21 protein-coding genes and 4 pseudogenes are annotated in these 22,298 nt (G+C 59.0%); 6 read left to right on the top strand and 19 right to left on the bottom strand.

Translation table 11 applies throughout. The annotated features are described in order from the left end of the window. Nucleotides 1–89 precede the first annotated feature (89 nt). Both N7E01_RS06760 and N7E01_RS06755 read left to right on the top strand, forming a co-directional pair. Nucleotides 90–542 (top strand): TIGR00645 family protein, encoded by a 453-nt coding sequence (locus N7E01_RS06760; RefSeq protein ID WP_289175097.1) that lies wholly within the window; start codon nucleotides 90–92, stop codon nucleotides 540–542. Nucleotides 543–643: 101 nt separating this feature from the next. Next, the gene (locus N7E01_RS06755) at nucleotides 644–1,120 is read left to right on the top strand and encodes a RidA family protein (protein WP_289175094.1); all 477 of its coding nucleotides are present in this window, start codon (nucleotides 644–646) and stop codon (nucleotides 1,118–1,120) included. Nucleotides 1,121–1,149: 29 nt separating this feature from the next. On the opposite strand, the gene N7E01_RS06750 is transcribed toward N7E01_RS06755, so the two are convergent. The 7 genes and pseudogenes from N7E01_RS06750 to N7E01_RS06725 all read right to left on the bottom strand — a co-directional run bounded on the left by N7E01_RS06750 (nucleotide 1,150) and on the right by N7E01_RS06725 (nucleotide 5,430). After that, complete coding sequence (locus tag N7E01_RS06750) at nucleotides 1,150–1,578, bottom strand: acyl-CoA thioesterase (protein ID WP_289175092.1); 429 nt, start codon at nucleotides 1,576–1,578, stop codon at nucleotides 1,150–1,152. A 152-nt stretch (nucleotides 1,579–1,730) separates the two neighbouring features. Beyond that, complete coding sequence (locus N7E01_RS06745) at nucleotides 1,731–2,300, bottom strand: GGDEF domain-containing protein (protein WP_289175091.1); 570 nt, start codon at nucleotides 2,298–2,300, stop codon at nucleotides 1,731–1,733. After that, nucleotides 2,294–3,025: a cache domain-containing protein gene (locus N7E01_RS06740; protein WP_289175090.1), complete on the bottom strand. Its 732-nt coding sequence runs from the start codon at nucleotides 3,023–3,025 to the stop codon at nucleotides 2,294–2,296. The genes N7E01_RS06745 and N7E01_RS06740 overlap by 7 nt, the downstream gene beginning before the upstream one ends. Next, nucleotides 2,983–3,297 carry a hypothetical protein gene (locus N7E01_RS06735; RefSeq protein ID WP_289175089.1) on the bottom strand — a complete coding sequence of 105 codons (315 nt, stop codon included), beginning with the start codon at nucleotides 3,295–3,297 and terminating at the stop codon, nucleotides 2,983–2,985. Before N7E01_RS06735 ends, N7E01_RS06740 begins: the two co-directional genes overlap by 43 nt. A gap of 111 nt (nucleotides 3,298–3,408) precedes the next feature. Then, complete coding sequence (locus N7E01_RS18625; RefSeq protein ID WP_350494976.1) at nucleotides 3,409–3,783, bottom strand: NAD(P)/FAD-dependent oxidoreductase; 375 nt, start codon at nucleotides 3,781–3,783, stop codon at nucleotides 3,409–3,411. 25 nt (nucleotides 3,784–3,808) lie between these two features. Then, a complete protein-coding gene (locus N7E01_RS18620; RefSeq protein ID WP_350494975.1) occupies nucleotides 3,809–4,384 on the bottom strand; it encodes an FAD-dependent oxidoreductase in 576 nt (191 codons plus the stop codon). Nucleotides 4,385–4,480: 96 nt separating this feature from the next. After that, nucleotides 4,481–5,430: pseudogene (locus N7E01_RS06725) on the bottom strand (LysR family transcriptional regulator). Between the two features lie 289 nt (nucleotides 5,431–5,719). Between N7E01_RS06725 and dctP the strand changes: the two are divergent. From dctP to N7E01_RS06710, 3 genes and pseudogenes are all read left to right on the top strand, one after another. Then, a complete protein-coding gene (gene dctP / locus N7E01_RS06720) occupies nucleotides 5,720–6,640 on the top strand; it encodes a TRAP transporter substrate-binding protein DctP (RefSeq protein WP_289175088.1) in 921 nt (306 codons plus the stop codon). Nucleotides 6,641–6,667: 27 nt separating this feature from the next. Next, a pseudogene (locus tag N7E01_RS06715) lies at nucleotides 6,668–8,854 on the top strand (thiamine pyrophosphate-dependent enzyme). After that, nucleotides 8,844–10,421: an indolepyruvate oxidoreductase subunit beta family protein gene (locus N7E01_RS06710; RefSeq protein WP_289175086.1), complete on the top strand. Its 1,578-nt coding sequence runs from the start codon at nucleotides 8,844–8,846 to the stop codon at nucleotides 10,419–10,421. The pseudogene N7E01_RS06715 and the gene N7E01_RS06710 overlap by 11 nt, the downstream one beginning before the upstream one ends. Before the next feature lie 6 nt (nucleotides 10,422–10,427). Here N7E01_RS06710 and N7E01_RS19325 read toward each other — a convergent pair. From N7E01_RS19325 to N7E01_RS06655, 10 genes and pseudogenes are all read right to left on the bottom strand, one after another. Next, nucleotides 10,428–11,143: pseudogene (locus tag N7E01_RS19325) on the bottom strand (ABC transporter ATP-binding protein). Beyond that, nucleotides 11,136–11,291, bottom strand: coding sequence for an ABC transporter ATP-binding protein C-terminal domain-containing protein (locus N7E01_RS06695; RefSeq protein ID WP_289175085.1), 156 nt, complete (start codon nucleotides 11,289–11,291; stop codon nucleotides 11,136–11,138). The pseudogene N7E01_RS19325 and the gene N7E01_RS06695 overlap by 8 nt, the downstream one beginning before the upstream one ends. A 40-nt stretch (nucleotides 11,292–11,331) precedes the next feature. After that, complete coding sequence (locus N7E01_RS06690; protein WP_289175082.1) at nucleotides 11,332–11,946, bottom strand: ABC transporter ATP-binding protein; 615 nt, start codon at nucleotides 11,944–11,946, stop codon at nucleotides 11,332–11,334. Then, nucleotides 11,943–12,410, bottom strand: a complete 468-nt coding sequence (locus tag N7E01_RS06685) for a branched-chain amino acid ABC transporter permease (protein WP_289175079.1) — start codon at nucleotides 12,408–12,410, stop codon at nucleotides 11,943–11,945. Before N7E01_RS06685 ends, N7E01_RS06690 begins: the two co-directional genes overlap by 4 nt. Next, a complete protein-coding gene (locus tag N7E01_RS06680; protein WP_289175077.1) occupies nucleotides 12,400–12,918 on the bottom strand; it encodes a branched-chain amino acid ABC transporter permease in 519 nt (172 codons plus the stop codon). The genes N7E01_RS06685 and N7E01_RS06680 overlap by 11 nt, the downstream gene beginning before the upstream one ends. Then, complete coding sequence (locus N7E01_RS06675) at nucleotides 12,915–13,508, bottom strand: branched-chain amino acid ABC transporter permease (protein WP_289175076.1); 594 nt, start codon at nucleotides 13,506–13,508, stop codon at nucleotides 12,915–12,917. The genes N7E01_RS06680 and N7E01_RS06675 overlap by 4 nt, the downstream gene beginning before the upstream one ends. After that, nucleotides 13,505–13,792 (bottom strand): ABC transporter permease subunit, encoded by a 288-nt coding sequence (locus N7E01_RS06670; protein WP_289175074.1) that lies wholly within the window; start codon nucleotides 13,790–13,792, stop codon nucleotides 13,505–13,507. The genes N7E01_RS06675 and N7E01_RS06670 overlap by 4 nt, the downstream gene beginning before the upstream one ends. A 32-nt stretch (nucleotides 13,793–13,824) precedes the next feature. Then, nucleotides 13,825–14,901, bottom strand: coding sequence for an ABC transporter substrate-binding protein (locus N7E01_RS06665; protein ID WP_289175072.1), 1,077 nt, complete (start codon nucleotides 14,899–14,901; stop codon nucleotides 13,825–13,827). 118 nt (nucleotides 14,902–15,019) lie between these two features. Next, nucleotides 15,020–15,430: an OsmC family protein gene (locus tag N7E01_RS06660; RefSeq protein WP_289175070.1), complete on the bottom strand. Its 411-nt coding sequence runs from the start codon at nucleotides 15,428–15,430 to the stop codon at nucleotides 15,020–15,022. A gap of 5 nt (nucleotides 15,431–15,435) precedes the next feature. Then, nucleotides 15,436–16,773 (bottom strand): LLM class flavin-dependent oxidoreductase, encoded by a 1,338-nt coding sequence (locus N7E01_RS06655; RefSeq protein ID WP_289175069.1) that lies wholly within the window; start codon nucleotides 16,771–16,773, stop codon nucleotides 15,436–15,438. Between the two features lie 376 nt (nucleotides 16,774–17,149). On the opposite strand from N7E01_RS06655, the pseudogene N7E01_RS06650 reads away from it, so the two are divergent. Next, nucleotides 17,150–19,418, top strand: a pseudogene (locus tag N7E01_RS06650) (heavy metal translocating P-type ATPase). Between the two features lie 54 nt (nucleotides 19,419–19,472). On the opposite strand, the gene N7E01_RS06645 reads toward N7E01_RS06650, so the two are convergent. Then, nucleotides 19,473–20,900: an aspartate ammonia-lyase gene (locus tag N7E01_RS06645; RefSeq protein WP_289175068.1), complete on the bottom strand. Its 1,428-nt coding sequence runs from the start codon at nucleotides 20,898–20,900 to the stop codon at nucleotides 19,473–19,475. 120 nt (nucleotides 20,901–21,020) lie between these two features. Beyond that, nucleotides 21,021–22,058 carry an META domain-containing protein gene (locus N7E01_RS06640; protein WP_289175067.1) on the bottom strand — a complete coding sequence of 346 codons (1,038 nt, stop codon included), beginning with the start codon at nucleotides 22,056–22,058 and terminating at the stop codon, nucleotides 21,021–21,023. Nucleotides 22,059–22,298 lie beyond the last annotated feature (240 nt).

Here is a 22,298-nt window from a genome sequence, read left to right as displayed (position 1 = left end):
CGATAAAATGTCGCTCCTTTATTAAAGACGCTCTGTATGAAACGCCTCGAAAAATCGTTTGAACATGTGTTGTTTACCAGTCGCTGGTCATGGGCCCGGTGTATCTGGGGCTGGCGCTTGCACTGGTTGTCTTGCTGGTCAAGTTTGCCAAGGAAATCTGGGTGCTGTTTGCCGACATCATGACGGCGACGGGCGGGCAACTGATCATTGGCGTGTTGTCGCTGGTGGATATCGCCCTGATCATGAACCTGCTGATCATCATCATGTTCAGCGGGTACGAGAACTTTGTGTCCAAAATGGACGATCTGCATAATCATCAGGATCGTCCGGAATGGATGGGTCATATCGGGTTCTCTGACCTGAAGTTGAAGCTGATTGGTTCAATCGTCGCGATCTCCGGCATTGAACTGCTTAAGGCGTTCATGAATGTCGATAACCTGTCTGATCGCCATCTGGCCTGGATGGTCGGGATTCACGTCACCTTCCTGTTTTCCGGCTTGTTTTATGCCGGCATGGACCGCTTGTCCGGAAAAGGGCACTGACAGTTGCCTGACCCGTGCGCCTGGCCTGCATTGGCCGGTCAGGTTGCGCAAGGCCCCTGCGACGGTGTGTGTTTGGTCGAAGGGGCGCTTGGCTATTGGGGTTGTCCGTTATTGACGTCGTCGTCTTGTCTGGGGATAGTGCGGGTTCAGGGCGAACGCCCGCTACTATCAACGGAGATTACTGTGGCACGTCAATTGATCAATCCCCCGAACTTCATCCGGCACCCGGCTTCAGTCACATCACGGTCGCCGAGCCCGGTCGCGTGGCCTACATTGCCGGCCAGGTTGCGCTTGCCCCTGATTTTTCACTGGTTGGCGGTGACGACCTGGGCGCCCAGACCCGTGCGGCGATGCGCAATGTGGAAACTGCGCTGAAAGCGGTGGGTGCGGGTTGGGAAGATGTTGTACGACGCACCATTTATACCCTGCACCCGACGCAATACGAAGTGATTACAGCCGCGATCGAAGAAGTGCAGGGCAGCACAGACCACCCGGCCCAGACCATTCTGGGCGTGACGGGCCTGGCCGTGCCCGGTTTGCTGATTGAAATCGAAGTAACGGTTCGGCTGCCGGGTTGATCATGCAGCGTCCGCCGGGCTGAATGCGTTCAGGCTTCTTCCGCGTCCAGGTAGGGTTCAATCAATGCCCGAATATCCTCCGGGATGCTGACTGAGCAGATTTTTTCAAGGTCGGCAAAGACAACCGTCAGACGGCCCTCAACGCGTACAGCGTCGTCGGGGCCGCAAATGTGTACCTGCATCTGCATCGAGCTGCGACCCAGGCGTTTGACCGACAGTTTGCTGGTCAGCTGGTCGCCCAGTTTGCTGGGGATGCGGAAATCAACCTGCAGGTTGGCCATCGGAATGCCAAGGTTACGGTTCATATGCAGGTTGTTGAAACCGATTTTCAACCCATGGTTGAACCAGCTTTCAACCGTATCGTGCAGCATTTCGGTATAACGTGGGTAAAAGACAATGCCCGCAGGGTCGCAGTGTTTGAAACCGATTTCAATGGGCATATGGTGTACGAGCGGCATGATGTTGTCCTGATTTGCGAGGGAAAGAAATATCCCGCAAGCCGTTAGCTTGCGGGTTGTCGCATTCTACTTGAAGTCGCAGGGCGGCACGTTTCGCAGTGCCTGGGTTGCGTCGGCGACCTGATGCAGGGCTTCAGGGTTGGCGTTTCGGGTTACCCCGCACGCTGGACCACATACCGTCCGCGTCCGGCTGCTTTGGCTTCGTACATCAGGTTGTCGGCCAGGCGCATCAGGCTGGCTTCAGTCTGGTTGCCGTCGCCCACGGCCGCGCCGATTGACGTGCCGATCTGGTAGGGGCTGCCGTCCAGGTCGAAGGGGGCCTTGATGGCCGTCATGATTTTTTCGGCAAGAAGTTCGGTAACCGTCAGTGCATCGTCACCCAGATTGGTCATCAGGATTACGAATTCGTCACCACCCAGGCGGGCGACCGAGTCGGTTTCCCGGACGCTTGCCTGAAGGCGGCGGGCGACCAGTTGAAGGACTTTGTCACCAGCTTCGTGGCCAAGCGTGTCATTGATTGGCTTGAATTCATCCAGATCCATGAACAGCAGGGCGATGCGGGTATTCTGGCGCCTGGCGGTTGCCAGGGCGGTTTTGATCCGGTCGGCCAGCAAGCGGCGATTGGGCAGACCCGTCAGAGAATCGTGGTGGGCCGCCCGGGACAGTTCGGCTTGCTGTTCTTTCAGCTTGTCCAGCAGCCGGTTGAAGGCGCTGATCAGCACGCCGACTTCGCCTTTGCCGGCGCCAGGCAGGGTTCAAGCGGAACCAGGCCGCGTGACATTCGGTCGGCTTGCCGTTTTGCCTTGGTCAGTGGCCGCAGCGATAGCGGCACAACGATCGCCATGACTACGATGAGCAAAGTGATGGTGATGACCGTGTTGTGTAGCAGGAAGCTGCGCAGCCGGTCGACGGTACCGAGGGCTTCGGAGGTTGCAATGGCCGATACCAGAAACCAGTTTGTATACGGAACGGATACGATTGCGGAAATTTCTTCGATACCCTGCGCATTCACTGTAATTCCTGTGCCGCGATAACCTTGCATGGCCTTGTCATGCAGCAGGTTGATGCCATCCTGGGGCGTAGGGGATAGCACTTTCTGTCGGTTCGATGCCGCAATAAAAATTCGGTCTTCGGGCGAAATCAACAGAAAACCGCTGCCGGTAAGCCCCAGTCGGGCCTGCAGCAGGTTGCCCAGAAAATCGGGGCTGTAAAGCAGGGTGAAACCGGTAAGGAAGGCCCAGGGCTTGCCATCCAGATCGGTCAGCACCAGTGTCATTGGCAGGACCGGGCTGATCTGGCCGGGGATGATCAGAGGTTTGCCAATATAAATGGTGTTGTTGGCCGGGGTAGTGCGAGCGGCTTCGGGGAGCAGGTCGAAGGAGGACCCTTTCCAGTCGAAGGACGTCATGTTGTTGATGATGCGGCCTTCGGCGCTGGTGAGCAGCACCCCTGCCGAGAACAGGGCCTCGAAGGGGCTGATTTTGCAAAGTAGCTGTCTGGAAGAGCCGAGCCATAGATGATGTCAGGCGTAATCTGGCTGCCGAGTTCTTGCAGCCGGTACTGACGGATGAGAATTTTGTGGCCGATGTCGTTGGCGACATAGTTTGCCAGGGACATTTGCTGCTGGGACACGACAGTGGTGATGTCCTCACGCAGGAAGTCGGACATCACGATGTAACGCGTCGTTGAGCCCACCAGGATCATGCCCAGGCCGAACACAATAAGTCTGAAAAAATGCTTTGCGTAAACGAAGCGAGGTACATGATTTTCTTTTAATTTTACAGACCGCCAATCTATCAGAAAACGGCCTGTTTTACCCCTTTTCGTTTACTAAAGCAATATGGCCTTTGCCAGTTTGTGGCCACTGAGCCATGCCCCTTCAACTTTGCCACCATGCAGCCAGTCGCCACACGCGCCGAGTCCCAAGGCGGGGTTCCAGCAATAGCCGGGCAGCGAGGCCGGGGCAACATCGGCGTAGCGCCAGCGGTGCGCAGAGGCCTGGGCGGCTGCCGGCGCGCCAAGCTGCATGAAGGCGGCTTGAAGTTCGGCGATGACGTCTTCCGCTGTGCTCTCGATATGGTCTTCGCTCCAGCGGGCATTGGCATGGACCAGCCAGGTTTCAGGGCCTGTTCGCCCGGGCTTGCTGTTGTCGCGGGCCACCCATCCCAAGGCGCCTTCGCAGATGAAGGCGCCGTCAAACGGCAAGTCGAGGGGGCGTCGTAGCGCAGCATCAAGGCCCAGCAGGGCAGCATTTCGGTTTGGCGCGCCAGCGCAGCCAGATCGGCAGCAATCGGGGCCAGTAAGGGGCGGCCTGCGGAGCGGGTGTGGCAACAATGACGTCATCGAAGCGTGTGGGCAAGATACCGGTTTCGGCGCAGCTCAGTTGCCAGCCGGAGTCGCTGCGAACCATGCGGTCAATGGTGTGACTGGTCAGCAGATTCGCCAGGCGTGCTGCGTAGCGAGCGGGGGCGGTCATGGCGGGAATGCCGACATAGCGTTTCAAATGAGCGTCGGGGCTGGGTTCGGTGGTGGCGCCGTGCATCACAATCCGGCCTTCCCACGCCGCGACGACACCGGCGTGTTCCCATTGAGCAACTTCGGCTTGAAATAGCGAGTCACGCGCCCGGAAATACTGGGCACCATGGTCACACTGCCAGCCGTCGCCGCGCCGGGTGCTCATGCGGCCACCGGCACCACGGCTTTTCTCGAACAGGCTGACGGTGTGGCCCGCGTGTGTCAGCGCAGCGGCGCATGCTGCACCGGCAATGCCGGCGCCAATGATGGCGATGTGTTTGGGTTGACTCATTTTGTCTTGGACAAACAGGGTTAAATGGTCAATAGTAAGCCATATTGCGAGGCCGTTGCGGTCGTCAAGGAAGAGGGCGAGGTTGTGCGTCGACGTTTATGGCTGTCGTCGGAAGGCGACCCGTTGACCGGCATTTTCCCGGGTAAAGTGCGCCATGGCGGGGCCGCGCATGTCAAGGCACAAGGCTTTGAACAGTTCGATGACATTCATCTGCACATTGCGCCGGTGAACGATGCCGACATCCACACTGGCTGCTGCGGCTTCGCAGGGTAGCAGAACAAACTTCTTGCGCTCGCTGTCGTCGGATAGGGCGTAGACCGGCATGAGTGCGATGCCATCGGTCATGCCAACGATGCGTTTGATGAACTGTGCGTCGTTTGATTCGGTAACGACAGGGCCATAGCCCCCTTTGGGCAGAAACAGGCTGTCGGTAATGTCGCGGGTACCACTGCCCGGTTGAAACAGCACAACCGGATATTCCCGTATTTCGTCAAGAGACACCCGGTGCCGGCTGACCAGCGGATGACTGGCCCGTACGATAAACGCATGTTCGGTTCTGGCCAGGGGATGCTGGTCAATTGTGTGTTGGTGGTGTTGATTGGGGCGAAAGCGATGTCTGCGGTGCCCGCCAGCACACGCTTGACCGCTGCCTGGGCCGTTTCAGCCGCAGTAAACACCACGTCGATTCCCGGATACCGTGCGATAAACGCTTCGCACAAATCACCCAACAGATACACGATGGACAGGGAGGTGGCCGCGATGCGCAATGATCCGGTCGCAGGCCCTTTGCTGGCCAGGGCAAACTGGTTTTCCAGCCTGGTCAATTCATTCTGGATCTTGCGGGCAGACTCCAGCACGGCCAGCCCTGCACGCGATGGATAGACCTTCGGGCGCGCCCGGATGATCAAGGTTTCGCCCAGTGCTTCCTCCAGTCGCCTGATCTGGTGGCTAAGCGCAGATTGCGTTAGCCCGCATTGGGCGGCGGCTTCGCTGAAGCTGCCGGTGTCGGCAATGGCTTGCAGGGCTTTGAGCTGCTTGATTTCCATCATTGGGTCCTTGCTTGTCTGTTCCACTGGGGCTGACGGGATGCCAGTCATTGTATGAAAAATATTAATAATGAGTTGCCATAAACTTCGTTGACCTTCATGTCGTGAAGAATGTAGACTGCCTTGACTGGTCCTGATGCTACCTTTTTTCAATCAATCACTGCACACCGGTATACCCAACCAAAACTAATAATGGAGTCACCATGGTCATGTTTACGACACGGAAATTGCAGTCATCCCCCTGTCCCTGAAGCGCCTTGCCGGCGGCGTACTGGCCACATTGGCCTGTTTGTCCGGCGTTGGCCAGGCCTCGGCACAAGAGGTGACATTGAAGGCAGTCAGTGCGTTCAATGAGCAATCGTTCTTCTCACGGCATTTCGAGGCGTTCGTGAAAAAGGTCAACGAAGAGGGCAAAGGGCTGGTACAGATCAATTATCTGGGCGGCCCTCAGAACATGCCGCCCTTCGAGGTGGGGAATGCGGTCAAGTCGGGCGTGGTCGATATGGCCAACGTGACAGGCGTTTTTTATACCAACCTGGTGCCTGAGGCGCTGGCCATGGCGTTTACCGAAAAAACATCGGCCGAGTTGCGCGCCAGTGGGGCTCACGACTTCATCAACACCTTGATGGCCGAAAAAGGGTTGATCTACCAGGCGCGCCTTAGCGACCATGTGCCATATCACATCTATACGAACAAGGGCTTTTCGGGAGACCTTTCCGGTCAAAAAATGCGGATTACGCCGGTGTATCGGGATTTCTTTCTGGCGCTGGGGGCGACAGTGGTGCAAACAGCCCCTGGCGAGGTGTACACCGCCCTTGAACGCGGTGTGGTCGACGGCTATGGCTGGCCGATTGGCGGAATGATGGACCTGGGCTGGCAAGACAAAACCAAGGCGCGCGTTGACCCGGGCTTTTACAGCTCTGAAAACGGCATTCTGATGAACCTGGCCAAGTGGAACAGCCTCACGCAGGCACAGCGTGACTTCCTGAACAAGCAATTTGCCTGGGCGGAAGCGCAGAATGCCGGCTACCTGGACGAGATTGCCAAAGAGGCGGCAGCCCAGACCAAGGCCGGTGTTCAGGTGATCACGCTTGAGGGTGATGCGCTGGTCCGTTTCAAGCAGGCGGCCTATGACGCGGCCTGGAAACGCGTGAAAGAGATCAGTCCGCAGCATGGTGAGAAGCTGCAGGCTCTGTTCGGCGCGAAGTAACAGTTATCGGTTTTAACAGAGGGTGTCATGGCAGAACGATCTTTCAAGCATGAAGTCAGCAAGCTCCGGCTCGGTGAGGGCGAGGAGTTTGCGGGCGAGGGAATTTTGGCGGTGACCAAGGCCTTGCTGCAGGCGGGCGTGTCGTATGTGGGGGTTATCAGGGGTCGCCGGTTTCCCATTTGATGGACGTTCTGGCCGATGCCGACGAGGTATTAACCGAGCTGGGCGTGCATTTCGAGAACAGTGCCAGCGAGGCAACGGCGGCAGCCATGCTGGGGGCGTCGGTACATTACCCGTTGCGGGGTGCCATTACGTTCAAATCGACGGTGGGTACCAATGTGGCCTCGGATGCCTTGTCGAACTTGTCGTCGGGGGGTGACGGGCGGTGCCTTGATCATCCTGGGCGAAGACTACGGCGAAGGTTCCAGCATTATCCAGGAGCGCTCCCATGCCTTTGCCATGAAGTCTCAAATGTGGTTGCTGGACCCGCGTCCGAATCTGGCGTCGCTGACCGATGCCGTCGAGAAAAGCTTCGAGTTGTCCGAGGCCAGCAATACCCCCGTGATGCTGACATTGCGCGTGCGTTCGTGCCACGTTCACGGGCGTTTTGCGGCCAAAGACAACAAGCGTCCGGCGTACACGCTGAAAGACGCCATTGAAAATCCGCGCCGCGATGTCGAGCGCATGGCTCTGGCACCGGCCACGTTTCTGCATGAGCATGAAAAGATTGCATCGCGCTGGGACAACGCCGTTGACTATGTCCGGTCCGCAAAGTTGAATGAAGTCTTTGAAGGGGATCAGGCCAACCAGCGTATTGGCCTGATCGTGCAAGGGGGCTGTACAACACCCTGATTCGTGTGTTGACCCTGATGGGTCTGGCCGATATTTATGGAAATACCGACATCCCGATTTATGTGATGAACGTGGTGTACCCCATGGTACCCGACGAGGTGTTGGCGTTCTGTGCCGATAAAGACGCGGTGCTGATGCTTGAAGAGGGGCAGCCCGAATTTATCGAGCAATCGCTGCACACCCTGCTGAACCGTGAAAAATCAACGGTAACGTTGCATGGCAAAGACATGTTGCCGCGTGCGGGTGAGTACACGCCGCGGGTGCTGCTGAAGGGCTTGCGCCGTTTCTTTGGTCAATACCTGCCCGAGCTTGCTGAACGCAAGGCCTTGCCCGAGGGTGTCGCCAAAATGCTCGAACCCAAGGTCATCCCGATTGTGCCCTCGATGCCCGGCGTGGCCCTGGAAAAAGTTGACGGTGTGTTGCCACGACCTCCGTCATTCTGTACCGGTTGCCCCGAACGTCCCATTTTTACCGCGCTGAAGATGGTGCAGGAAAAAGTCGGTCAGCATTATGTCAGTGCCGATATTGGTTGCCATCAGTTTGCGGCCTTGCCGCCCTTCAACATGGGCGCCACATCGATGGGCTATGGCTTGGGCGCTGCGGGGGCCGCAGCGTTCAATACGCTCGATACTCAAAAGCGCACGATCAGCATCATGGGTGATGGTGGCTTCTGGCATAACGGGCTGACGTCGGGTATTGGCAATGCTGTGTTCAACCGCAGCAATAACGTGACCGTCATTATTGACAACGGGTATTCGGCGGCCACCGGCGGCAGGATATCCTGTCGTCGCGCGCCGATTCGGCGACGCGGGAAACCCGTCACAGCATTGAAACGGCGGTGCGCGGGGTGGGGGTGAAGTGGGTACATACGGTCAGCCGCACTTACGATTTGCAGGCCATGCAGGATGTCCTGCACGATGCCCTGACCTCCCCGAGCCCGGGCCGAAGGTTGTGATTGCCCAGTCTGAGTGCATGCTCAGCAAGCAACGGCGCGTCAAGCCGTTGCTGCGCAAGAAGGCCCAGGCCGGCGAACGGGTGGTGACGGAACGCTTCGGTATCGATCATGACACGTGTACGGGTGATCATTCCTGTATTCGGTTATCGGGTTGCCCCTCGTTGTCAATCAAAGAAAATCCCGACCCGTTGCGCCGCGATCCGGTTGCCACGGTGTTGTCCAGTTGTGTGGGCTGCGGGCTGTGTGGCGAGGTATCGCACGCGGCTGTGTTGTGCCCCTCGTTTCATCGTGTTGATGTGATCAGCAACCCGCGACCGTTCGAGGCGTTCAGGGCACGGCTGGCGCATCGTTTCATTGGGTTCTTGCAGCGCCGTCTGGCACGAAAGGAGTATCGTCATGCGGTCTGACCAACAGCCCGTACCTATCAAGATTGCCATTCTCGCCATGGGCGGCGAGGGTGGTGGTGTGCTGGCCGACTGGGTGGTCAGCACGGCTGAAAAGGCGGGTTTTTATGCCCAGACCACCTCTGTGCCCGGTGTGGCCCAGCGGACCGGTGCCACGATTTACTACGTTGAAATCCTGCCGGTGCAACGCAGCACCGGCCAGCAACCGGTGCTGGGCCTGATGCCAGTGCCGGGTGATGTGGATGTGGTGCTGGCGTCTGAACTGATGGAGTCGGCACGGGCCGTGCAGCGTGGGCTGGTCACGCCGGACAAAACCTTGCTGATTACGTCGTCGAACCGCGTATATGCCATGCCCGAGAAAATGGCCATGGGTGACGGCCGCCAGGACAGCGAGGCGTTGCTGACGACCGGGCGCCAGGCGGCGCGCCAGTATGTCTGTCACGATTTCGCCGCGTTGGCAGCGAAGCACGGCAGTGTGATCAGTGCCTCGCTGTTTGGCGTGCTGGCGGCATCGGGTGTGTTGCCTTTGCCGCGCGAGGCGTTCGAGGCGACCATCCGGCAAAGCGGGGTGGGGGTGAATGCCAGTCTGGCCGCTTTTGAGGCTGGCTATGGCGCGTGGTCCGCCCCGGCCTCTGAGGCGTCTGCGGCCTTGGCGTCAGGGGTGGCTCCAGCCTCGCCATCTGCGGCCCCCGATCAGGGACAGCAACAACACCGGGTACAGGCGGCTCTTGATCCGCGATTGGCCGGTCTTGAAGCGCAGATGAGCCAGGCCTTCCCCTCTGACGTCCATGCCGTGGTTTCGGCCGGTATTGCGCGTACTGCCGATTATCAGGATCCGGCCTATGCCCGCCAGTACCTGGCGTTTTTGCAGCCCGTCGTCGTGCTGGACACGGATCCGGGCCGCAAGTATCGTCTGCTTGAAACTGTAGCGCGTCACCTGGCGTTGTGGATGACGTATGAAGACACGGTGCGTGTGGCGGAGCTCAAGATCCGGCGTACCCGTTTTGACCGTGTGCGTGCCGAGCATGGCGTGCAGTCGGCTCAGCTGGTACAGGTCAACGAGTTCTTTCATCCGCGCCTTGAAGAAATTGCCGATACCTTGCCGACCGGCATGGCAAATCGTTTGCTGCGAACCGGTTGGATGCGCGGGTTGGTCCAGCGTCATACCCGTAAAGGTCGGGTCATCCACAGCAATCGTTTGGGCGGGTTCCTGATGCTGTACCTGGTGGCCTCGTTACGCGGTATCCGGCGTCGCTCATTGCGTTACGCCCGTGAGCACGCAGAAATGGCTCGCTGGCTTGAGCAGATCATCAGGCTGGCACCCGATCATTACGATCTGGCCTGTGAGGTGGCCGCATGCCAGAATCTGGTCAAGGGTTATGGCGATACCCATGCCCGCGGCTTGCGCAGCTTTCAGATGTTGATGGGGGCATTGCCGCACCTGGAGCGACATGATTCACCCGCGCTTCAGCTGGCCGGGTTGCGGCAGGCTGCCCTGGCGGATGACAAGGGCAACACACTTGAGACGCAACTGGCGGCCATGAACGTTCCAGGGTTCTTGCGACCCTAGGTCTCGTCACTGGTGGCTGGCTTCACCCGAGTAGGCCGCCCTGATCGCCGGGTCATCCAGCATGTCCCGGCTGCTGCCTGACTTGATGATCTTGCCGCCGGTCATCAGATACGTGCGACTCGATGAGGTCACGGCCAGATGGGCATTCTGTTCGGCGATCAGGATGCTGACGCCGCTTTCTTTCAGGCGGGAAATCGTGGCAAAAATTTCAGCAACGATTTTTGGTGCCAGTCCCAGTGAGGGCTCATCCAGCAGCAACAAGGTGGGGCGGCTCATCAGGGCACGGCCAATGGCCAGCATTTGCTGCTCACCGCCTGACAGGGTTCCGGCGGTCTGGGGCAGGCGTTCCCGCAGACGTGGAAACATGTTCAGCACGTGCTCAAGGTCCTGGCGGATGGCGGCCTTGTCGTAGCGGCCATAAGCGCCCATCAACAGGTTTTCCTGAACCGTCAGCGGGGTGAAGACCTGTCGTCCTTCCGGCGACAGCGCAATACCGTTCTTGACGCGCTGTGCGGCATCCAGCTTGTCCAGGGTTTGCCGGCCAGGGTTATCGTGCCCTGACGGTGTCGCAGCAGGCCCGCCAGAGTATTCATCAGGGTTGATTTGCCGGCCCCGTTGGGGCCGAGCAGGCAGGCGATTTCACCGGGGGCCAGCGTCAGGTCAATGTCATGCAGGATCCGGGCCGGGCCGATCCAGGTGGAAAGCCGGGTAACGTCAAGCATGGATGCTGTCTCCAAGGTAGGCTTCGAGTACGGCCGGGTCCTGGCGCACGTGGGCGGGGGTTCCCTCGCTGATCAGGCGGCCGTTGTTCAGTACGGAAATGTAATGGGCCAGCCGCATGACGACACCGACGTTGTGTTCGACCAGCACGATCGTCGTACCCTGGCGGTGCAGGTCAAGAATGGCGCGTTCAACGTGGGCAATTGCACTGGGTGGGCAGTCCGGCCAGAGGCTCGTCCAGCAGCAACAGCGAAGGCTGGCTGGCCATGGCGCGTGCCATTTCCAGCAGTTTCGATTCCCCGTAGCTCAGGGCGCCCGCCAGTTGTTGTGCCTTTTCCGCCAGCCCGATCTGCTCAAGCCGTTGCAGGCCTTCCTGGATCCCGGTTGTATTTTCCCGGCGCTGGCGACGCGAGTTCAGCAACGCATCGATGAACGTGCTGCGGGTCTGGGTGTGCCGACCGACCAGCACGTTTTCAAGCACCGTCATGTCCTGGAAGATCTGCAGGTTCTGGAAGGTGCGGGCCAGACCGCGCTGGGCGCGTTGATGGGGCGGCAGGGCCGTGATGTCCTCCCCATGAAAATGGATGACCCCCTGTGTCGGCGGGTTGATGCCGCAGATCAGGTTGAACAGGGTTGATTTTCCGGCGCCGTTCGGGCCGATCAGCGCGTGGATCGTACCGGGTTGTACGCTCAGGTCGACCGCATCGATGGCGACCAGACCGCCAAACGATTTGCCGATACCGTTCAGTTGCAGGATGGGGCTGTGTTCGGCAGTGGCAGGCTGTGCTGTATAAGATGTCGTCATGCCGATGGCCTCCGCAAGGGCAGGCGGGACTTGAGATTGGCCAGGCCGCCTGCTATGCCGCCGGGCATGAACCCGACAACGACAATCATGGCAATACCGAAAATGAGCAGTTCGGCGTCATGCAGGCTGCGTGTCAGCTCGGGCAGGGCCGTGAAGATCAGCGCCCCGAAGAAGGGACCCCAGTAGCGGCCAAATCCGCCGATCGCCACCATGACCAGTAACAGGATCGAGGTCGAGAACGAGAACACGTCGGGTGAAACGAATTGGTTCTGGTGCGCGTACAAGGCTCCGGCCAGCGCCGCAATGGTATTGGCCAGGACGAAAACGCCCAGTTTGTAGCGCAGTATGGGGATACCTATGCAGGCGGCCGCCGTATCGCTGGAGTGGATCACCCGCAGGGCGCGGCCGGCGCGTGAATTCCCAGGAAGCTCAGGCTGAGCAGGATGAGGCCCGTTACCAGCCAATAGGCCACAAAAATGGCGGTCGGGCTGCTGACGTCCAGGCCCCCAGCGTGTAGGCAGGAATGCCGATCAGCCCGTTCGGGCCTCCCGTCCAGCTGACCAGTCCTGTCAGCAACACAGAGAAAATCGCATTAAAGCCCAGTGTGGCCATGGCCAGATAGTGGCCGCTGAGTCTCAGCGTGGGCCAGCCGATCACGATTGAAAACAGTGCGGAAATGCCCATGGCCCCCAGTGTGCCCAGCCATGGCGTCACGCCGGCATGGACGGCCAGCATTCCGCTGGTGTAAGCGCCAAGCCCCCAGAACGCGGCATGGGCCAGCGACGTCAGGCCGGTCAGACCAACCAGCAGGTTCAGGCTGGCAATCAGCAGCAGATTGATGAAAAAGGCGCTGCCCATGCTGACCCAGTAGGCATTGGGCGTGATCAGCGGCCATAGAATGACCAGTATCCACAGGATCAGCAAATGGCTCTGGCGACGGGCGCCAAGGCGTGTCAGAAAAGCCGGTTTCATAATTTGACGACCTCCGGTTTGCCCAGCAAGCCCTGAGGGCGCAGTACCAGTACCAGCAGCAGCACAAGAAATGCCAGCGCATCTTTGAACTGCGACGTTACGAAGCCACTGACAAGGGACTCAAGCAGCCCGAGGATCAGGCCGCCGGCCATGGCGCCGAACAGGCTGCCCAGGCCACCCAGCATGGCAGCGCTGAACCCTTTGAAGCCCAGCATGGCGCCGGCGTCGTAGGACATCAGGGTCAGCGGCGTGATGATGGTGCCGGCCAGCCCGCCCATGGCGGCCGCCAGGACGAAGGCACTGAAAACAACGCGAGAGTGGCGGATGCCTACCAGCGCGGCCGCCTGAGGGTTGGCAGCGGCCGCACGCATGGCGCAGCCCCAGCGGGTATACGAGAAAAAGACGTGGGTCAGTGCCATCAGCGTCAGCGTGATCCCCAGGATCCACAGGGTTTGTGTGGCAACGCTGGCCCCCAGGATGTGGGTCGAGGTTGCCGTTGAAAGACCGGGATAGCCCACCGGGTTTTTCCCCAGGCTCAGCATGACCAGGCTTTTCGACAGCAAGGCGATGCCGACGGTGACCAGGGTCAACGCGAAGGGCGTCTGGTTGACCAGGGGCGTACCAGAAAGCGTTCGGTCAGCCCGCCAATCAGCGCGACGGCGACTCCGGCGATCAGGCAGGCCTGCCAGACGGGCATGTTGATGTCATTGAAGCAGAAGGCGGCCAGAATGCCACCCATCATGACCCACTCACCCTGAACGAAGTTCAGGGCGCCGGTACTTTTGAAAATGACGTTGAACCCGACAGCAATCAATGCGTAGATGCTGCCGGTGCCCAGTCCCGAGAAGATGATTTGCAGGGTGTTGCTGTCCATCACTGACCTGAAAAGAGGAGTCGCCGGGCGTTTTATTTGTAGTCGTGCAGGCGGAAGCGCCCGTCAGCCCATTTGATCAGGACAATGTCATCCTTGGACAAACCGGAGTGACGCTCAGGCGAAAAGTTGAAGGTGCCGCCAACGCCCTTGTGCCCTAGGATCGTTTCGAGTGTGGCGCGGGTTTTGCCGGGCTCGCCGTTACTCGTTTGCAGTGCGTGACGAGCCAACTGGATGGCGTCATAGGTCTGGGCCACGTACTGGTTGGGCGCACGGCCGTAACGCTTCTCGAAGGCGTCTGTCAGGGCTTTGATCGGGGCTTTTTGCGGGTCGCTGTCAGGCAAGTCGGCTCCGACCGGGAACTTCACCGAAACCAGCAACAGCTTGTCGGCGCTGCTGCCGGCCAGCTCCATGTATTTCTGGGACACGAAGCCATAGCTGTGGATCAGTTCGCGGTCGGTCAGACCCAGTTGCTCGGCTTGTTTGGCGAAAATTACGCCGGCCGGGGTGACGGTCCAGCACAATACCGCCTGCACGTCGCTGTTCTTGATGCGGGTCAGTTGCGGAATCAGGTCGTTGTCCGTGGGCGCAAAGGCTTCGAATGTTACGTCCAGACCCAGTGACGGGGCCAGTTTCTTCAGTTCTTCGGCGGCGGCTTGCCCGAACCCGCTGGTGTCATGCAGCAAGGCAATGCGGGTGATGCCTTTCTTGTCAAAGTAGTCTTTCAGGCGCTCAAAGACCTGTCGGTCGTCGACCGTGCTCTTGAAAATCCATTCGCGTTCGGCCACTGGGGCGACGATGCTGTGCGCCCCTTCGGTCGAGATGAAGGGCACTTTGCCTTGCGTCGCGAGAGGGACCATGGCCAGTGCGATACCGCTCATGTTGCCGCCGCCCACAATAATATCGACGTCGTCTTGCGAAATCAGTCGGCGTGTCGCGTTCAACGCTTTGCTGGTTTGGCTTTCGGCATCGTAGAACACCCACTTTACGGGTTGGCCGTTGATACCGCCGGCGGCGTTGATTTCATCAACGGCGATTTCCATGCCGGCCTTCATGTCTTCGCCCAGAAAGGCGGCGGGCCCGGTGGTTGACAGGATGGTGCCGATGGTCAAAGGTTCGTTGGCCTGAGTCAGGGTGCGGCCAGAGTCAGTGTGGCGGCCGCCAGGCCGCGCAGGAAATGGGTAAAGCGCATAATGTGTTCTCTTCAGACAGAGGGCATAAGCCCATGGATCAGATCGTATGAATGCGGATCGTTACGTTCGAGCTGCGTGCCAGGGAGCCGTAAATCGGACAGACGGCGGTAAAGGCGTCGACCAGTTCCTGAGCCTGGTGTTGATCGAGCCCGGTAAACCGGTAGTCCAGTTCAATGACCCGGTAGTGGCCTGGCCTGTCGTCGTCGGTTTCGCTGCGGGCCTCAATCTTCAGGCCGTAGCCAGCCCAGTTGCGTTTGGTGGCTTCGTCGCCAATGACGGCGTGCGAGCACGTTTGCAGGGCGCCCAGCAACAGTTCGGCGGCTTGCCAGGCCTGGCCCTGCCCGCCGCGGCTTTCTGAGGCGTCGACGACCAGATGCTGGTCGCGGGCATTCAGCAGATAGCGTCCGGCATCGGGCGACAGTTGGCTGGTGGTATAGGTAACAGGCATGATGTTCAGTTCCGTTCAGGGCGTGCCAGACCAAGGTGGTCGCGCAGGGTGGTTCCGTCGTATTCACGGCGGAAGAGGTTTTGGTCTTGAAGTCGCGGTACGACCAGGCGCACAAAGTTTTCGAGTCCGCCAGGCAGATAAGGCACCTGGATCATGAAGCCGTCGCAGGCGCGTGCCGCGTGCCAGGTCCGCATGGTGTCGGTAACCTTGTCGGCATCTCCAACAAAGTCGCGCAGCGGGCCGATGCCATAGTGGTGGCCCAGCGCGCGCAGCCCCAGCCCGCGTTTGCGGGTCAGTTCGGCAACTTCCTGGTAGTGGCCTTGCACGCCGGGCACATCCATGTCGGGTAAGACCTCGTCCTGGGGGAATGCCGACAGGTCGATGTCCAGGTGATACGACAGGGTGGACAGGCCGGCTTCCGGGTCGGTCAGGCCTTTCAGGATGTCTTCCTGTGCCAGCGCCATGGCTTCGGTTTCAGCAACGATCGGCACAATACCGGGCAGGATTTTCAGGCTGTCCGGGTCGCGGCCGTGCTGAACGGCGCGTTCTTTCATTTCTTTGTAGAACGCTTGTGCCGACTCCAGCGAAGAGTGTGTGACGAAAATAACATCGGCCCAGCGTGCGGCAAAATCGCGGCCCCGACCGGATGCACCTGCCTGGATGAAGACAGGACGTCCTTGCGGTGGACGGCTGACGTTCAACGGACCCTGGACAGAAAACCACTTGCCCTGATGGTTGATTGACCGGATTTTGGCGGGGTCGGCAAATAGCGGCGTTTGCGTATCCAGTTTCAGAGCATCGTCGTCCCAGCTGTCCCAAAGTTTGCAGGTGACTTCCAGAAACTCTTCCGCACGCTCATAGCGCTCGTTGCGGTCGAGCTGCTCGGTCAAGCCGAAATTAGCGGCTTCGGCCTGCTGGAACGACGTCACGATATTCCAGGCGGCGCGACCGGCGCTCAGGTGGTCTAGCGAGGCCAGTGCGCGGGCAATCGGGTAGGGGTCGAAATACGAGGTCGAGATGGTGCTGGCCAGCCCGAGATGGCGTGTGGCTGCGGCGACAATGGACAGAACGATCATCGGGTCCAGCCGCAATGCCCCCAGTGCGCCCAGACGGACCTGGCTGTCGATGCTGTTGCCATAGCGTCGGGGAATGGCCAGGATGTCGGCCAGAAACAGCATGTCGAAGCGGCCTTGTTCGAGCAGTTGCCCCAGACGGGTGTAATAGCCGGCAGAAAGCAGATTAGTGTCGGCGGCCGGATGACGCCATCCGCCATGGCAGCCGGAGACAGGCCCTGCCAGGGCAAACGCGGCCAGATGCATGGAGTCGTTGCGAGAAGTGTTCATTGCAGCTTGACGTATGAAGGAAGCAGAAGCTGGCCATCGTATCAAGCAAATTAATGAATTTTCATATGCTTTTGTTATAAGCAAATTCAGGGGTGGTGAATGTTTTTTATACTCTTATGAAATATATAATTCCCTTTTTTTGATTGTTCATAACATATTGAAAATAAATAACTAATATTTTTAATTAATATATTTATTCCATTATTACGGTTAGTGCTTTTCTTATTCTGTTTCCATCTGAAGCGGCCTGTTGCGTTGGTCTGGGGCGTCAGCGCATGATTTCCGTCATTCGGTTGCACGGCCGAAGTGGCCTCAAGCGGCGGTGCTAAGATCTATACCTGCGTTATGGTTGATGTTGCATTAAAGGAAAACCGTCATGGTTTCAGCGTTGGAAGAACAGGAAAAACCCGCCATCGTCGAATTGACGGTTCAGGGCATGACGTGCGCCTCGTGCGTGGGTCGCGTTGAACGTGCACTCAAAGCGGTGCCCGGCGTTGAACAGGCGGCCGTCAACCTGGCGACCGAGCGTGCCACGGTACGGGGTATCGCCGATGCCTACACGTTGCTGGCGGCCATCGAAAAAGCCGGTTACGAGGCGCGCGAAATTGATCCGCATGTGCGTGACGACCAGGCCTCAGTGCGCAAAGAGGCCGAATACGCCGCACTCAAGCGTGATTTTGTGCTGGCACTGGTGTTGACGTTGCCGGTATTCATTCTTGAAATGGGCTCCCACCTGATTCCTGCCATGCATCACTGGGTCATGCAGACGATCGGAATGCAACTGAGCTGGTATGTGCAGTTTGCCTTGACGACGCTGGTGCTGCTTGTCCCGGGGCGGCGTTTTTACCTGACAGGGCTGCCCGCGTTGTTTCGTCTGGCCCCCGACATGAATTCGCTGGTGGCCGTCGGTACGGCTGCCGCCTATGGGTATTCCGTCGTTGCCACGTTCAGGCCAGACTGGTTGCCTGCCGGGACAGTCAATGTCTATTTCGAGGCCGCTGCCGTCATCGTTGCGCTGATCTTGCTGGGGCGTTTTCTTGAAGCGGGTGCCAAAGGCCGCACCTCTGAAGCCATTCAGCGGCTGGTCGGCCTGCAGCCGTCGGTCGCTCACGTCGTCCGAGACGGCCAAACGGTCGAGATGCCCATTACGGCCGTCCTGGCCGGTGATTTGCTTGAAGTCCGCCCTGGTGAACGGGTGCCGGTTGACGGCACCGTCACCGAGGGTGAAAGCTGGGTTGATGAGTCCATGATCACCGGCGAACCGGTACCTGTTGAAAAAACGGTCGGCAGCGCGGTGGTTGGCGGTACGGTCAACCAGCAGGGGGCGCTGGTGATCCAGGCCACAGCGGTGGGTTCCCAGACGGTACTTGCCCAAATCATCCGGCTTGTCGAGCAGGCCCAGGGGCAAAGCTGCCGATCCAGACGGTGGTCGACAAAATCACGCTTTGGTTTGTACCTGCCGTTATGGCAGCCGCGCTGGTGACCTTATTGATCTGGCTGGCGTTTGGCCCGGAACCGGCCTTGACCTACGCCCTGGTCAATGCGGTGGCGGTGCTGATCATTGCCTGCCCTTGCGCGATGGGGCTGGCGACACCGACATCCATCATGGTCGGTACGGGAAGGGGCGCTGAACTGGGCATCCTGTTCCGCAAAGGGGAAGCCCTGCAGTTGCTCAAGGATGCAAAAGTGGTGGCGGTTGATAAAACCGGTACCGTTACCGAAGGCAAGCCCGCTCTGACTGATCTTGAGGTTACAGAAGGGTTTGAGCGCAACGATGTGCTGTGGCTGGTGGCGGCAGTCGAGTCCCGTTCCGAGCACCCGATCGCCCGTGCCATTGTCGAGGCGGCTGAAAAACAGGGGCTGACCCTGCCGGCGCTGGCCAAGTTCAATTCGGTCACAGGCATGGGGGTACGCGCCATTGTGGCAGGTCGCCGTGTTGAAGTGGGGGCTGACCGTTTCATGCGTACACTGGGTCACGATGTGGCTGTTTTTGCCGACGTTGCAGGACAGTTGGCGGCGGAAGGAAAGACACCGTTGTATGCAGCCATTGATGATCAGCTTGCGGCGATTCTTGCCGTGGCTGACCCGCTCAAGCCCAGTTCGGCGCCGGCCATTGCGGCTTTGCACCGGCTGGGGCTCAAGGTCGCCATGATTACTGGCGACAACGAGCGGACGGCACGTGCGATTGCGACCCGGCTGGGTATCGACGAGGTTATTGCCGAAGTCATGCCCGAAGGCAAGGTGCAGGCGGTACAGCAGCTCAAGGCCCGCTATGGCGGTGTGGCGTTTGTGGGTGATGGCATCAATGATGCTCCGGCGCTGGCCGAGGCCGATGTGGGGCTGGCCATTGGCACGGGTACCGATGTTGCCATGGAGGCGGCGGATGTGGTGCTGATGTCGGGGAATTTGCAGGGGTGCCCAACGCCATTGCCCTGTCAGCGGCCACCATTACCAATATTCGTCAGAACCTGTTCTGGGCGTTTGCCTATAACACGGCCCTCATTCCGGTAGCCGCCGGGGTTCTGTTTCCGTTTTACGGGGTATTGCTGTCGCCGGTCTTCGCCGCCGGCGCCATGGCACTGTCCAGCCTGTTTGTGCTGGCCAATGCCCTGCGCCTGCGGCGGTTTGTCGCCCCGTTTACGTAAGTTGGTGGCATGAGGCTGAATCCAACCACCCTGCACCAGCAAGGCCGCAGGGGTTTAGTTGAAGCGGTAGGGGCGTGTCAAAACGTCAGGGCTTAGCACCGATGCCAGCGCATCGTCGTTCATGAGCCCTTTTTCTTTGACCAGTTCGCGCACCGAGGTGCCGGTTTTAAGGGCGGCGCGTGCAATTTCAGTGGCGATCTGGTAGCCCAGTACCGGGTTAAGCGCGGTGGCCAGGCCTGCCGAACTGGATACGGCAGCTTCCAGTCGCTCACGGTTGGCCGTAATGCCCGAGACGCAGTTGTCGGCCAGGGTCAGGCAGCCCGCTTCAAGGTGCGAAATGCTTTTGAACAGCGACCAGCCGATAATCGGTTCGAACGCGTTCAGCTGCAACTGCCCGGCTTCCGAAGCCATGGTAATGGTAACGTCGTTGCCGATGACTTCGAAGGCGATCTGGTTGACCACTTCAGGGATGATCGGGTTGACCTTGCCCGGCATGATCGAGCTGCCAGCAGCGCGCTCGGGCAGAAAAATTTCGCCCAGACCGGATTGCGGGCCCGATGACAGCAGACGCAAATCATTACAGATTTTCGACAGCTTGCTGGCAAAACGCTTGAGAATGCCCGATAACAAGACGAAATCGCTGGTGTCTTGTGTGGCCGTGATCAGGTCAGGTGCCGGCGTCAGGTCAAGCCCCGTGATTTCAGCCAGGTGCCTGACCGCTTTTTCGCTGTAGTCAGGGTCTGTGTTGATGCCGGTGCCGATGGCGGTGCCGCCCAGGTTGACCTGGCGCATGGCCTTGGCAGCGTAAGCAATCTGGCTTTCGTCTTCGTGAAGCATCAGGGCGTAGGTGCGGAACTCTTGCCCGAGTGTCATGGGAACGGCGTCTTGCAGCTGCGTGCGACCCATTTTAAGAATGCCGTTGAACTCGGTGGCCTTGGTCTCAAACGCGTGACGAAGGTGTGCCAGTGCGGCCGTCATGCCATCGAGTGCAAAGCAGATGGCGACCCTGAGGGCCGTCGGGTAAACGTCGTTGGTGCTTTGTGAGGCATTGACGTCTTCAATCGGGTGCAGCGTTTTGTAATCACCCTTGTGCTTGCCCATCAGCTCAAGTGCACGGTTTGCAACCACCTCATTCGCGTTCATGTTGGTGGATGTGCCGGCGCCGCCTTGAATGACGTCCACAATGAATTGGTCATGCAGGGCGCCGTCGATGATGTCGCGACAGGCCTGTTCAATGGCCTGGGCCTTTTCGGGGGCCAATTGCCCCAGGTCCAGGTTGGCACGGGCGCACGCCTGTTTTACGTAGGCCAGCGCCTTGACCAGTTCAGGACGCGAGCCGATGCGCGTGCCGGTGATGGGAAAGTTCTCGATGGCGCGCAGGGTGTGAATACCCCAATAGGCCGCGGCAGGCACCTGTTTGTCGCCAATAAGGTCGTGTTCAAGACGAAAGCTTGAGGCAGGGAAGGGATCTGGGTCTGGCATGATTCTCTGGTGAAAATTAAAAAGAAAAAAGGGCCGCGGAAATTAACGCGTCCCCTTTTTATTCTAGTCCTTCACTATTGGGGACGTATTGTAATTTTATGCGATTGTGGTTTTGTCGTCTTATTTCGAGGGGTTTGCCTGCAATGTGCTGTCAGGCGTCCTGAGCGTCAGCGTGTCCGGTTCGCTCAGCGAAAACCCGTTGATTTCGCCCAGCCGCTTTAGCAAAGCATCTTCCTGGGTCATGGCCTCGGGTGCACATGCCATGCGTGTACTGCCCAGGCCGTCGAACGTCAGCGCTTCGCCGGTCAGGGTATAGGTGCCAAAGAACCGGTTGCAGCCACTGCTGCCGGCGATGCGATTACCCGGCAGAAATTCAATCCATGCCTGTGCGGCCGGGTTGACGGGCTGTGTGCCGATATGTGTGAAGTGCCACTGGCTGCCTTGCAGCAAGCGCTCCGGCGAGCCGCCGCATCCATGGAACGTTTCGCTGCCTACGCGTGTGCTGACGTGTTGGGGATGGGGCATGCCTGTCATCGTGTCGGTACAGAGGCCGTCTGTTGCCGTGATCTGCCAGGTGGTTGCGCCGTGCCCCACCTGCAAGCTTTGGCTATCTGACGTTGTTGCAGTAATTGTTGCGTCACCTTTTTGTGGGTCTGCGCCTGGACGGGTGAATGTGGCCTGCCAGCCATCGTAGGTTATCGACCAGAACGGTTCGTTGCCTGAGGCTCGCCAGGGTGCAAGAATGGCGCCGGCGGGTGCGCATACCGGTAGTTGTTGGCCTTTCAAGGTCAGGGTTGACACGTTGCCCTTGTTCCAAAGTTCTGTCGATTCGTCACCGGGAGCGACATAGCGTGCACCGGAGGCGGACATTGCCTGTACCAGCATTTGGCTTTTGCCATTGAGCACGACTTCGGCAAGATTGTGGAAAAACCTGACTTGAACGGGCTGACGGGCGCAGTGCAGTGTGGTGAACGGGTGCGTGCTGGTATTGATTTCTGTGATGGTCAGACTGGCCACTGGCGTTGCTGTTTCGCTGGCGGCAGCTGCGCCGGTCAGGCCGCAGAGGCCTACGAGGCCTGCGAGGCCTGCGACAAGCGCCTGAGTGATGCGGGATGTAGGGTGAAAACGGCGTGCCGGAGTACGAGAAAGCTGGGGCATATGCTGGCCTTGTCAGTAGTGCATGGTGTGAGTCGAAGTATCGCCGGTGAAAATTTGCCTGACGAAGAGGTCATCCTAATCAACCTTAAATTGACTTGCAATTCTTGAATAAGAATTGTTATCAAAATTGGCCGGTGCGGATTGACCTGATTGCGCGAAAACTCCAACCGTTCACGACAGGGATGGATAGCGATGACGGCATAGCCGTTAAAATGGAAGGATGTTCAAACGCATCTTTCT

It is taken from the genome of Neopusillimonas aromaticivorans, assembly GCF_030344915.1.
GTDB classification, from domain to species: Bacteria; Pseudomonadota; Gammaproteobacteria; order Burkholderiales; family Burkholderiaceae_B; genus Neopusillimonas; species Neopusillimonas aromaticivorans.
This window is presented reverse-complemented; position numbering and strand designations above follow the sequence as displayed.